The following is a 12,492-nucleotide window of genomic DNA, read 5'->3' as shown; positions in this document are numbered from 1 at the left end:
AAACCACTATGACATTTGTAAGATAGGCCAAAATCGCAGGCTACCTCCTACCCAATTTGGGTAGTTATAACATTTTTAATAATGTGAATGACGTAATTATAAGTTCAAGCACTATACAAAAGAAAGCCTGAGAACTGCTGAGGGAGGATAAATCCAACTCAGTTGACACAATACAATTACACTAAGGATTGGAGTTTTTTAAGTAAGTCAGTACGGCTCGATACATCGAACTTACTGTATATGTTCTTAAGGTGGTACTTGACAGTGTGGCTCGAGATGGACAAATTGTTTGCGATTTCCGAATTCAATTGGCGCGTATAGAGACATTCAAGTACATCCATTTCTCTCTCTGACAAATTGAGGTGACAAATTGATTTGCCTAACAATTCTTGACACTCATTAGACCTACTTATTGTTGCCATTTCAATACCAATCATTAGATCCTCTGGACTAAATGGCTTATTAAGATAGCCTCCTGGCTTGGTCATTTTGGCAGCGATGACAGTATCACGATCCGCATAAGACGTGATATATAAAAAGGGTTGTTTCTTCCTTTGGCAAAGCTTACCTAGTTCAATACCCTCGTTTCTACCATTTAAATTGATATCAAGCAAAACTAAGTCAAAACTCTCTTCCTGAATCGTGCGCTCAGCAACTAAATAAGAATTGGCAACTGCCACACAACGATGACCTAGATTTTTAATAATCCGCCTCAGACTCTCAGCGATTATCAGTTCATCTTCTACAATAAAAATATTAAACCCTTTGGAAGAATCCATAGAATATACCAGCCAGTAACTCTGTCAATTAATAGTTGTGTCTATTGCAATATGAATTTTTTCAATTGAGAATAACACATGTCTCTGGAAAATTAAATGTTGGTACAGGTAAAATTCATTTAGTACTAGAAATTTGAATACTTTAGCTTTTGCTCCACTCGTCAATCTATGAATATCGCTCACTGTTTTCTGGCTGTCACACTAGTTGCCGGCTTTAATTTTCAACAAAAGAACACACCTCTTCCGGTCATTCCTGAACCAGAAAAAGTCCTAAGTGAACTAGAAACTCAACTGACTTCAACTTCCCCAAATTCACAAAGAGCTTTTGCTCTCTACAGTGAAGCAGCGCAGTTGCTCGCCAAAAGAGGTAATTACGAAGAAGCCAATTCACTTTTTGAAAAGTCAAATACGCTCACCAAATACGAACCCGATTCGGTAATCATAATAGAGATGAACCTTTCTCGAGCGAACATGAACAAGGAAGAGGGCAAGTATACAGTTGCTCTTCAAACCTATCTAGAAGCTTTGACATTCTATCAGAAAAGGCGAAACGCCAATGCACAACTATGGGTCTACAGTTATATCATAGAGCTTTATCGAGCTACTTACAATGCTGACCTTGCGCTAAAGTACATTGAAGAAAGCGAAGCTTTAATGGCTAATAATGAAGTAGAAATGAGACCAAAGGCCTATTTACTACATGCAAAGGCATCCTATTTCTTGCAGTTTCAAATAGATATTATTGATACCCCTTATGATACTACACGCTACCATTTGGATAATGCGCTTAAACTTGCCGAAGAAGTGGGTGACTCTTACCTCATTGGACTGAATCAAAACGGTCTAAGCTACCTACTCATGCACAATGATCCTTCGGCTTCAGATCAAATTATTAGATATTTAGATTCAGCTAAAGGCCATATGCTGACCAATGAGCGTTTTCGGAACTATACTTCGGTGCTGCAAACTTTGGCGCTTCATTACACTCGAAGTGGAAAGCCTGAATTGGCTGTAGACATCACTTTTGAAGCCATTGACTTAAGTATTAAGAATAACTGGACAAGTAATTTAGGAGACTTATATCGCCTAGCTGGAGAGGTGTATTATGAACTAGGCCAATACAAAAAGAGTGCAGAATACCTTAATGAAGCACTAGGAGCTACAAAAAAGAGTATGGCCGAGATTCACTCAATGGAGTTGGGTGAGCTAACCACTAGTAATGAAAAGGCGCTTGCAGAACGTAAACTACTAGAACAACAGACAGAAACAGAACTTGCTCAAAGACGTGTGGCTAGAAATAGACAGGCTCTAATCGCGACAGCTATCTTTTCAGTGATCATCTTGGCCGTAGCGATTGTAAGTGCAGTTCTTTATTTCCGTCTTAAACGTGCTAACACGAGTTTAAAAACGCAGCAGGGCATCACACGAAAGACGAATGCCAAGTTAAAAGAGGTAGTTGGTCAGAAGAATGTGCTATATAAAGAGTTAAATCATCGGGTAAAGAATAACCTAACTGTACTTTCAAGCTTGATCTATCTACAAGAGGATGGAGAACAAAATGAAACACAAAAAGAACTTTATCAAACACTTAGGCATCGGATTCAATCCATGGCCCTAATTCACCAAAACCTCTATGAATTTGACCAAGGATTAAACGTTGATTTTCAGCAATACTTAAAGCAACTTATTCCTGAAATTGCTGCCGCTTTTGGTGACGAAAAAAATGTAACTACCAACATCAATTGTGATAGTCTTGAAGTAAATATTGATGAAGCCATTCCAATGGCCATGATCATTAATGAGCTGATTACCAATTCTTTCAAGTATGCTTTTAAAGAAATTGACCAAGGTAAAATTAGCCTCGCTTCAGAAGTATCAACCGACAAAAGAATTATTCATTATCGAGACAATGGACCTGGAATACAAGATGATTTGGAGCATGATCAACCTCAAAGACTTGGGATGCTATTAATAAGATTAATGGTTGATCAACTAAAAGGAAAACTCACCTATGAAGGCGGCAGCAATGGAGTTTATTTCCGAATAGAGCTGCCTTAGTCAAATACAACCACAAGCTTACCAAACTGCTTTCCGGCTTTCATCTCGTCAAAAGCTGAAATGGCCTGTTCAAATGGACGAACGGAATCAACAATAGGCTTGATTTGGTGTTGGTTGACAAAAGTCACCATGTCTTCAAACTCCTGATCGTTGCCCATGGTGGAGCCTTGCAATGTGATTTGGTTCCAAAACATGCGGAACATATCTAGTTTTTCAGGTGTGCCATTCGTAGCACCATAAAAGACGATTCGGCCAGCAGGTTTCATGATCTTGATAAAGTCATTGATTTGATTGCCACCCGCACTATCAATCACTACATCAAAGCCACCAGTTTCCTTCTGAGCCTTTGTGAACCAGGCTTCTTCTCTATAAGAATAGGCACCCTTCGCTCCCATTGAGAGACATTTTTGCATCTTTTCTTCGGAACCTGAAGTGACATAAACATTGCAACCTGCAGCTACGGCAAATTGAAAGGCAAACTGTGCCACTCCTCCACCTACACCGGAAATAAGGACGTTTTTTCCTGTTGAAGCAGCTCCGTGATGAAACAAAGCTCTAAAGGCCGTCAAACCAGCCAAAGGCAAAGCTGCTGCTTCTGTCCAGTTTAGATGATCAGGTTTGTTTTGTAAGCGATCGGCCTCGACTACAATATATTCTGCAAACGTACCATTGGAAGGCATACCCAAAACGGAGTAGTCAGCGGCCTGCGCTTTCGGATCTTTTCCCCAATTCACGTTTGGGTTAATAATCACTTCTTTTCCCACCAGGTTTTCTGAAACGCTTTCTCCAATTGCTTCTACAACACCAGCGCCATCAGAACCAAGCACAGTTCCAAACTGAATGTTAGGATACATTCCTTGTCTGATCCATTGATCTCTTCGGTTCAAAGCGGCTGCCTTGATACGTACAAGAACTTGTCCTGCCTGAAAAGTTGGCTTCGGTACATCAGCAATTAAAAGAGGTTCTTCTTGGTTATCGGTGATCAATAAGCCCTTCATTCCGCAAAATTATTTAGAAAGGAGCTTCTTCATCATTAGTTGGAAGATTTGGTGCTCCGCCATTTGCCTTACTAGGAATGGTAACCGACCCACCTGCGCCTGATTCAAAACTTGACGTTCCATCTGTAGGGAAAGATGATCCGTAAGTTCCTCCGCCCAGATTAGAGTCTAAATCTGTGAACTTGGTGTACTTACCAATAAACTTGAGTTGTACATTTTCCAGTGATCCGTTCCTGTGCTTTGAAATAATCACTTCTCCAACACCCTGTGTAGGCATACCATTTTCATCCTGTGTAATACCATAGTATTCAGGACGATACAAGAACATTACCATATCGGCATCTTGCTCAATTGATCCGGATTCCCTAAGGTCGGAAAGCTGGGGACGCTTATCTCCGCCTCGGGTCTCAACGGCTCTACTCAACTGTGACAGTGCAATTACTGGCACACTGAGTTCCTTAGCTAAGTTCTTCAAAGATCGGGAGATAGAGGCGATTTCCTGTTCACGGTTACCTCCTCCACCTCCACTCTTTGAGGAGTCGCCTGACATCAGCTGCAAGTAATCAATTACTATTAACTGGATGTCATGCTGTTGTTTCAACCTTCTACACTTGGCCCTCAATTCGAGGATTGAAAGTGCAGGGGTATCATCTATAAATATGGGGGCTTTGGTCAAATTTGCTGTTTTGTGCACTAGCTGTGCCCATTCATGCTCTGCTAGTGTACCCTTCTTGATCTTCTCACTTTCCAACTCCGCTTCGCCTGAAATCAATCGATTTACCAACTGAACAGATGACATCTCTAAAGAGAAAATCGCACAGGCTTGGCCGTGATCTACTGCTGCATTCCTGAGGGCAGATACCACAAAGGCAGTCTTACCCATCGCAGGTCTTGCTGCTATAATCACAAGGTCAGATTTCTGCCAACCTGAAGTCACACGATCAAGGTTCGTAAACCCTGATGGTACTCCTGTGAGGCCATCCTGGTGATCTTTCCTGGTCTGAATTTCTTCAAGCGCAGTAGCCATGATGTTACGCATGCTGTCATACTCTTTTCGAACATTGTTCTCAGACACTTCGAAAAGAGACTGCTCCATTTTGTCGAGCAGTTGGAAAACGTCAGTGGTGTCTTCAAAAGCGTCTTTCTGAATTTCAGAAGAAATTCTAATCAACTCTCTTTTGATAGATTGCTCCACCACGATTCTCGCATGGTACTCAATGTTAGCTGCCGAACTCACACGGTTAGTCAACTGTGTGATGTAATAAGGACCGCCAACAATTTCGATCTTACCAGTCTTTCTTAATTGACTGGTCACAGTAAGAATATCAATAGGTTCGGAAGCTTGGAAAAGGTCATAAATCGCTTGATATATTTCCTTATGTGCTTCCTTGTAAAAGGATTCTGGACGAAGAATATCGATGACATTTGTCAAAGCATCTTTCTCCAGCATCAGCGCACCCAAAACGGCCTCTTCGAGGTCAACGGCTTGAGGGGGCAACTTGCCCAGTTGAGCCGCATCGCTAAGCCCGCTCTTGGACTTATAGCCAGTTCTTGATTGCGCTGATCTCTCCTTTTCCATTACAACAAATGTATTCTGAATTTTGTCAACAATGCACGTACTTTAAAGTCTTTATTTTTCCAGAGACTTGCGAACACTTTAGCATAGTTTTCCACATACTATATCCACCCTAAGATTTCCTTTATTAAACGTCTTTGGTTGGGCTCATCATACAATTCCTTTACTTTTAATCTCACATTATCCACAAGTTCATGATCACAAATCAACGCATTCACTTTATCGCCATAGGTGGAGCGGTTATGCACAATCTGGCTATTTGCCTCAAAAACCTTGATAATCAGGTTACTGGGTCAGATGACATGTTCTTTGACCCTTCGAAAACCAACTTAAGAGATCATGGGTTGCTACCAGAAAGTGAAGGCTGGGATGCCGATCGTATCACCCCTAACATTGATCTCATCATTTTGGGAATGCACGCCAAAGCAGACAACCCAGAACTGCTTAAAGCACAAAGTCTTGGCTTAAAAATTCTCTCTTTTCCAGAGTTTATTTTCGAGGCCTCCAGGGACAAAAAGCGAGTGGTAATTGCAGGCAGCCACGGTAAAACTACCATCACATCGATGATCATGCATGTGCTGAAATCTATGAATCGAGGTTTCGATTATATGGTGGGTGCACAACTGGATGGATTCGATCAGATGGTGCAACTTTCTGATGCTCCGATCATTATCATTGAGGGGGATGAATACACAACATCTCCACTTGATTTAACACCCAAATTCCTTCACTACAAACATGACTTGGCCCTCATCTCCGGAATCGCCTGGGATCACTACAACGTCTACCCCACTTTAGATAATTATATCGACCAGTTTAGACAGTTTATCGCACTCACGCCAGACCATGGAAAAGTTTTTTATGCCGAAGAAGACAAAGCCTTATGTGCATTGATTGAAAGCGTGGGGAGTCCGAACAATTTGATTCCTTATGGTCCGCATCCTGCCACCATTCATAACCAGCAAACCTCCTTATTACATGAAGCTGGCGAAACCGCTATCGAGGTATTTGGCCAGCATAACATGCAAAACCTTCAGGTGGCTAAAAACATCCTGAATGAAATTGATGTCACAGATGAGGAATTCTACCACCATATTCAAACTTTTGCAGGAGCCGCAAAACGCATGGAAAAAATGGGTGAGAATGACCAAACCATCATTTTCAAAGACTTTGCCCATGCCCCTTCTAAACTAAAAGCCACATCAACTGCTGTTAAAGATCAATTTGACAATCGAACTTTGGTGGCCTGCATTGAGCTACACACTTTCAGTAGCTTAAACAAAGACTTTATCGATCAATATGCCCACACTTTTGACTCTCCAGACGAGGCTTTAGTTTTTATAAACCCCAAGACTGTTGCAGCAAAAAAGCTAGAGATGATCAGCGAAGAGGAAGTCAGAACTGCTTTCGATAGAGAAGACATAAAACTCTTTACGGAAGCTGAAGTACTCGAAAAACATCTTTTATCTCAGAAATGGGCGGCCAAAAACTTACTTTTAATGAGCTCAGGCAACTACGGTGGTCTCGACCTGGAAAAAATCAAAAAATCAATTCTGAATTAAGAACTTAATGCAACTCAATCTAAAAAACCCACTTGTATTCTTTGACCTTGAGACTACAGGGATCAACATTTCTCAAGACAGAATTGTGGAGCTCGCCATGTTAAAGGTGATGCCTAATGGTGAAACCGAAAAAAAAGTACAGCTCGTAAACCCAACCGTCCCGATTCCTGAAGAATCAGCCATGATTCATGGTATTCGAGATGAGGATGTGAAGGACAAACCCACTTTTAAAGAACTGGCTAAAAATTTAGCCAAGTTTTTAGAAGGTTGTGATCTAGGTGGATATAACATTGTTCGCTTTGACGTCCCCCTATTGGTAGAAGAGTTCTTAAGGGTTGATGTCGACTTCGATGTGAGTAATCGTAAGCTGATCGATGCGCAAAAGATCTTCTTTCTGATGGAACAGCGCACGCTTTCTGCAGCTTACAAGTTCTACTGTGGAAAGGAATTGGTTGGTGCACATGGTGCGGAAGCCGATAATGACGCCACTTTCGAAGTATTCAAAGCTCAAATAGAGCGCTATAACGGCATGGATGTTACTGATGCCTCTGGTAGAGAGTTGGGTAAAATCGAGAATGAAATGGGTGCTATTCACAATTTAGTAGCCTCCAGAATGGTAGACCTTGCCGGCAGAATTGTCCTCAACGATAAAAATGAAGAGGTCTTTAATTTTGGTAAACATAAAGGCAAACCTGTGGCGGAAGTCTTTAAAAGAGAACCAGGCTATTACGATTGGATGATGAAAGGTGATTTCTCACTAGACACTAAGCGCAAACTGACCAAAATCAAACTCAGTGGTTTTCAAATGGGTTGATCACTTATTTCGATCGACACGCATTCTCAATAGAAGCAATTTGATTATTGCACTCCTCGGCTTGTGCTTGATGGGATGTCAACCCTTCAAAAGATTTGAATCAAAAAGAGTCATTCAGATACCCACTGGGAATTGTACGACCACAGAATCCGCTATTCGACATGCTTTAAACAGAGGTAATAGGGGTTGGAATAGGACTATTGAACTTCCTACTTCGGGTCGTTTTGTAGAAGAAAGTCATTATGTAACTTCTTCGGAAAAATTAGCCTCCTCTTGGCCTAAAACGAAAACAGAAGGCATTCAACACCACCTAAAAGAGTCACTCAAAATCTATAGAAGATTTGAACCGAAGGCTTCCTTGACCGATTTATACCCAAACTCGTGGAATAAAGAATGGACACCGGAAGAGGGAGGTCGCTTTGGGCAGGGCTCTGTCGGTGATCTTCAAAGGTCAGAATTGACAACATCTATGGAAATGTGGTTTATGACTATGATGTGGGCTAAAGGCGAACGCCCAAAACCTGGGACTAAGTTTCTTCTTTCTGCTAATGATAAACGTATTATAGTTGTTGCTGGCTTCGAAACTGGCCCTTCTGACCAAAAATACCTAGGAGGTGTCACACGGGAAGTGCATCATTGGCTTGGTACAAATTCTCAAGACTCCATCAAGGTTCAGCTGTTGGGGAACCATTCTTTGGACCCAGGACCAATTAGGTGTCATTAGTCAATAACTATTGAAGAGTAATTAATAAAAGAAAGATCGAGCTTTTCGCTAAAGCCATTTTATAACTTATCTTGTCACAAGCCTAGTTTTATCAATTGCATGTCCCCTTTAAAACTTAGTACTTCTTATAAGCACCATGTATTAGTTGCCATTATAATAGGTGTATGGCTTGTTTTGTTTCTAGTCTTAATTGCCCCCTTTGACACTGCAGATTTACCCATGCCCATTAGGGTTCAAATACTTCCACCCTATGGATTAATATCTATTGTCGGGTACTGCATGTTGGTTCCTGCGCAGAATTGGTTGTTCAGAAGGTCAGGTAAATGGAATGCCTTGTTTGAATCGGTCTTTCTACTGGTTTTTAATATCATTGTATGGATTGGAAGCTATCTCTACTACAAAACAGATATCATCAATGGGGTGTATTCTTTCAGCAAGTTCACACTAGAAGTCTACTACCCTATCTTCTTTATCATTTTACCCATTTTGATTTTTGTACGCTGGTACCTAAACAAAAAAGCACCAGACCCTGAGTCTGACAAGATTGTCCTTTCAGGAGAGAACAAATTAGATGTACTTCAGATCAAACAGTCTGACTTAATTTGTATTTCGAGTGCCGATAACTATGTGGAAGTGACTTATCTCACAAAGGACGGTGTCAATCGAAAGTTACTCCGAACTACCCTGAAGAATGTACATGCCCAAAAGCCTGAGTTGGTTAAAGTGCATCGATCGCACGTGATCAACCCTGAGCATTTCAAAGAATGGAAGGACTCCAATACCATACTTCTTACCGAAATCGAACTCCCTGTTTCCAAGAGCTACAAACAAAACCTTGTTTCGCTAGATCATTCGCCCCTAAAAGCCGATAGTTTATCCCAGACGTAGTAAAAAGGGAGGTTTGGCCTGATTAATCCTTCATGTTTGTTGAAACAATTAATAACAACGAAATGAAAAAACTCATCATCATTACCGCACTTTTTATTGGTTTCAACAGCCAAGCACAAGACCAAGCTACCAAGGCAAAAGTTCTGTTAGAAAGTCTTATCACTAAAGATAAAATCGTTGGGGCAGCAGGCGGCTTTACCATTGATGGGGAAACCGTTTGGCAAATGGGAGCTGGCTATGCCGATCGCAAGTCAGAGGTAAAATTCACACCTACTACCATCACTCGACTAGCATCTATCGCCAAGTCTATGACTGCCATTGCAGTAATGCAACTGGTTGAACAGGACCTGATCGATTTGGACACTCCTATTCAGACGTATATCCCTGATTACCCGAAGCATGAGAAAACTCAAATTACAACAAGGCATTTGCTCTCGCACACTTCTGGCATTGGGGGTTACACGAGTGCTAAAGACGCTCAGACTAAAGTAGAATACCCTACGCTTTATGATGCGCTAGAAATATTCAAAGACAGAGAACTTCTATTCGAACCTGGTACCAGATACAGCTATACCACTTATGGTTATACTGTCTTGGGTGTAATTGTGGAAAGAGCCTCAGGCATGACTTTCGAGGATTATATGCAAAAGAACATCTGGGATAAAGCGGGAATGACGAACACTGGTGTTGAAAAATTTGGCCAGAAGAAGCCGAATCAATCGAGCCTATACCATCAGATCAGAAAAGGAAAATCAAGAGATGGAAAAGAAAACAACTTGAGCAATCGTATACCTGGCGGAGGAGTCTACTCTACGCTAGAAGACATGCTGAAATTTGGAAACGCAGTCATCAACAATGTTTTCGTTAAGGAAAGTACCATGGACCTAATGCGAGAACATCATAGTCTTGAAAAAGAAAGAAATGGCTATGGCTTTGGTTGGTTCCTTTATAATCCTAAACCCAATGAAGGCGCCATTATAGGTCATAGTGGAGAGCAAACAGGTTCATGTACACAAATCGTTATTGTGCCTAGCTTAAAGCTCGTGACAGTCATTCTAACGAACACCTCAGGTACCTTCTCAGAAGTTCAACCAGCAACTTTTAACCTGTTCAATATCGCAAACGAAAAGTAGATTCAACCTGAATCTATTATAATGTGGCAGCACCTTAGGTGTTGCCATTTTTGTTGTTGTAAATTGGAGGGGACGAATTAAGAACTCCGTTTCTTCGTGATCAAAGTTGAAAAAATATCGACCCCTAACTTCACGAGCCAGCGAGGCAGCAAGGTGATTCACTCCCATCATCAGGAGGATATTTCTGTCTCTTATAAATCCACGTATACACTGAAATATGTTCTTGAAGGATACAAGCATTACAGCTTTGGAGAAGGTGATTTAAAGGTCTCTAAAGACCAATATCTACTTGTAAATGATAACCGCACCATTAGCACAGCAGCCAAAAAGGGAACCAGAGGATTATCTTTCTTTATAGAAAAGGACCTTATAGAGAACGCTTGCCTAAATATTTCTGGAGAAGAAATGAGGGCTAATGAGTTGTTTGAATATCCCCAGCGTCAACCCGATGGCGCATTGAGCAATTGGTTAAAACGTAATGCTCATTTATTCTTGAATGAAGAGAACATCTCCCCCCTCCTTATTGAATCTCTTTTTGTTGATCTAGCCGGGTTGATTGTTGAAGAGCACACTGAGATTCGCAACAGACTTGAGCGATTTGGGGTAGTAAAACACAGCACAAAACAAGAACTATTCAAAATAATTGCACTGGCAAAGGAGTATATGCATGATCATATGAATAACTCAATTAGTCTTGAATGCTTAAGCAAATCAATAGGCATCAGCAAATTCTATCTAAATCGTCTTTTCAAAGAACTCACCTATACCACTCCTGTAGAATACATTACCAGTCTTCGACTGACCGAAGCGAAAAATCTCTTAAGAGAGTCCAAAATGTCTATTATCGAAATTTCTACATGCTGCGGGTTCGAGAGTCAATCCTATTTCTCAAGAACTTTCAAAAAAGCATTTGGTATAACCCCTTCAGCATATAGAGCACTTTCTTAAAATCAGCAAGATTGTGCAAATAACCCTTTTCTGTAGAAGTTAGCTTCGCTCTATGAAGTTTCGAATTGCTCAGATTACTGATCTCCACCTTGATGAAGCCTTCCCCAAAGAACATGGAGTAGAGACTAGAAGGCGTCTTAAAACGGTCTTAAAAGACATTAATCTCCATGGAATATCTGAAGTTGTTTGCACCGGTGATATTGGTGAGAACGATGCTGTGGCTTACTTTTTTGATCAGTTCAAAGACTATTCCCTTGCATTAACACTTGGCAATCATGATGACTATATAACAATCTCTAAATACCATTCAAGAGGGGAACACCCTGAAACTAGCAAGCTCTATAGTAGCATTTTGAAAGCTGAATTCAAGTTCATCTTTTTAGACTCCTCTAGTGGCACCATTGACAATAGGCAGTTGGTTTGGCTTCGAAATGAACTTGACACAGTTAAGACAATTGTAGTTTTCTCTCACCATCCAATCATTGGCTTAAGTCTTATGGTTGATGAGATTGGAAAATTGGAGAATCGAAGTGAAGTATTGGCCTTGCTAGAAGGGTCAAATAAACAGATCATTATCTTCTGTGGCCATTACCATATGATTGATCATCAAACACACAGAAACATCAGCCAATATATAACTCCAGCCGTATCATTTCAGATTGAGAAAAAAACTGATGCCATAGTGATTGACTCTGTTACATTTGGATATCGGGTATTGACATTTGACGAAGGTCATATTTCATCAGTGGTACAGACCTTCCATGCAAAGTAGAAAGGAGTCGCTCATTGAGAGCCTAATTAATGTGACTATCGGTTTTTTAGTCACCATGCTGTCGTTGTACTTCATATTGCCTTTACTGGGCATCGAAAGCAATTCTGGAAAGAATGTACTATTAACCCTTTACTTCACAGCTTTAAGTATTGCTAGAAATTACATACTGCGCAGGTATTTCAATCGAAAAAAAAGTCCCAAAACCCAGGTGCGGATATAAAAAAAGCGCTACTCAGAAGA

At 40.8% G+C, this 12,492-nt stretch carries 11 protein-coding genes; 8 read left to right on the top strand and 3 right to left on the bottom strand.

What is annotated here, in order from left to right:
• Window positions 1-176: 176 nt before the first annotated feature.
• Window positions 177-779, bottom strand: coding sequence for a DNA-binding response regulator (locus J4E76_RS00435; RefSeq protein WP_208500450.1), 603 nt, complete (start codon window positions 777-779; stop codon window positions 177-179).
• Window positions 780-947: 168 nt separating this feature from the next.
• Here J4E76_RS00435 and J4E76_RS00430 point away from each other — a divergent pair, with 168 nt between their 5' ends.
• Complete coding sequence (locus tag J4E76_RS00430) at window positions 948-2,837, top strand: sensor histidine kinase (protein ID WP_208500449.1); 1,890 nt, start codon at window positions 948-950, stop codon at window positions 2,835-2,837.
• On the opposite strand, the gene J4E76_RS00425 is transcribed toward J4E76_RS00430, so the two are convergent.
• Together J4E76_RS00425 and dnaB are read right to left on the bottom strand one after the other, a co-directional pair.
• Entirely contained in the window at window positions 2,834-3,835 is a 1,002-nt protein-coding gene (locus J4E76_RS00425) for a zinc-binding dehydrogenase (protein ID WP_208500448.1), read from the bottom strand. The two genes, J4E76_RS00430 and J4E76_RS00425, sit on opposite strands and share 4 nt — an antisense overlap.
• 13 nt (window positions 3,836-3,848) lie before the next feature.
• Window positions 3,849-5,414 carry a replicative DNA helicase gene (gene dnaB / locus J4E76_RS00420; protein ID WP_208500447.1) on the bottom strand — a complete coding sequence of 522 codons (1,566 nt, stop codon included), beginning with the start codon at window positions 5,412-5,414 and terminating at the stop codon, window positions 3,849-3,851.
• Between the two features lie 191 nt (window positions 5,415-5,605).
• Here dnaB and murC point away from each other — a divergent pair, with 191 nt between their 5' ends.
• The 7 genes from murC (at window position 5,606) to J4E76_RS00385 (ending at window position 12,252) form a co-directional block, all read left to right on the top strand.
• Window positions 5,606-6,973, top strand: coding sequence for a UDP-N-acetylmuramate--L-alanine ligase (gene murC, locus J4E76_RS00415; protein WP_208500446.1), 1,368 nt, complete (start codon window positions 5,606-5,608; stop codon window positions 6,971-6,973).
• Window positions 6,974-6,980: 7 nt separating this feature from the next.
• Window positions 6,981-7,787: a 3'-5' exonuclease gene (locus J4E76_RS00410; RefSeq protein ID WP_208500445.1), complete on the top strand. Its 807-nt coding sequence runs from the start codon at window positions 6,981-6,983 to the stop codon at window positions 7,785-7,787.
• Between the two features lie 40 nt (window positions 7,788-7,827).
• Window positions 7,828-8,511 (top strand): hypothetical protein, encoded by a 684-nt coding sequence (locus J4E76_RS00405; RefSeq protein ID WP_208500444.1) that lies wholly within the window; start codon window positions 7,828-7,830, stop codon window positions 8,509-8,511.
• Window positions 8,512-8,610: 99 nt separating this feature from the next.
• Window positions 8,611-9,399, top strand: a complete 789-nt coding sequence (locus tag J4E76_RS00400) for a LytTR family DNA-binding domain-containing protein (protein ID WP_208500443.1) — start codon at window positions 8,611-8,613, stop codon at window positions 9,397-9,399.
• A gap of 62 nt (window positions 9,400-9,461) precedes the next feature.
• Window positions 9,462-10,532 carry a serine hydrolase gene (locus J4E76_RS00395; protein WP_208500442.1) on the top strand — a complete coding sequence of 357 codons (1,071 nt, stop codon included), beginning with the start codon at window positions 9,462-9,464 and terminating at the stop codon, window positions 10,530-10,532.
• Window positions 10,533-10,628: 96 nt separating this feature from the next.
• Window positions 10,629-11,480 carry an AraC family transcriptional regulator gene (locus J4E76_RS21095; protein ID WP_208500441.1) on the top strand — a complete coding sequence of 284 codons (852 nt, stop codon included), beginning with the start codon at window positions 10,629-10,631 and terminating at the stop codon, window positions 11,478-11,480.
• A gap of 52 nt (window positions 11,481-11,532) precedes the next feature.
• On the top strand, window positions 11,533-12,252 hold the full coding sequence (locus J4E76_RS00385; RefSeq protein ID WP_208500440.1) for a metallophosphoesterase: 720 nt from the start codon (window positions 11,533-11,535) through the stop codon (window positions 12,250-12,252).
• Window positions 12,253-12,492: the final 240 nt, after the last annotated feature.

The organism is Roseivirga sp. E12 (assembly GCF_017592825.1).
Classification (GTDB): Bacteria; Bacteroidota; Bacteroidia; order Cytophagales; family Cyclobacteriaceae; genus Roseivirga.
Note: the sequence above shows the minus strand (reverse complement) of the source record. Positions and strands in the feature narration are given on the sequence as shown.

Bases quoted from the DNA above. Each gene is read 5' to 3' on its own strand.
- murC (WP_208500446.1), top strand. From the start codon at position 5,606: ATGATCACAAATCAACGCATTCACTTTATCGCCATAGGTGGAGCGGTT.
- J4E76_RS00430 (WP_208500449.1), top strand. From the start codon at position 948: ATGAATATCGCTCACTGTTTTCTGGCTGTCACACTAGTTGCCGGCTTT.
- J4E76_RS00385 (WP_208500440.1), top strand. From the start codon at position 11,533: ATGAAGTTTCGAATTGCTCAGATTACTGATCTCCACCTTGATGAAGCC.
- J4E76_RS00400 (WP_208500443.1), top strand. From the start codon at position 8,611: ATGTCCCCTTTAAAACTTAGTACTTCTTATAAGCACCATGTATTAGTT.
- J4E76_RS00395 (WP_208500442.1), top strand. From the start codon at position 9,462: ATGAAAAAACTCATCATCATTACCGCACTTTTTATTGGTTTCAACAGC.
- J4E76_RS00410 (WP_208500445.1), top strand. From the start codon at position 6,981: ATGCAACTCAATCTAAAAAACCCACTTGTATTCTTTGACCTTGAGACT.
- J4E76_RS00425 (WP_208500448.1), bottom strand. From the start codon at position 3,835: ATGAAGGGCTTATTGATCACCGATAACCAAGAAGAACCTCTTTTAATT.
- dnaB (WP_208500447.1), bottom strand. From the start codon at position 5,414: ATGGAAAAGGAGAGATCAGCGCAATCAAGAACTGGCTATAAGTCCAAG.
- J4E76_RS00435 (WP_208500450.1), bottom strand. From the start codon at position 779: ATGGATTCTTCCAAAGGGTTTAATATTTTTATTGTAGAAGATGAACTG.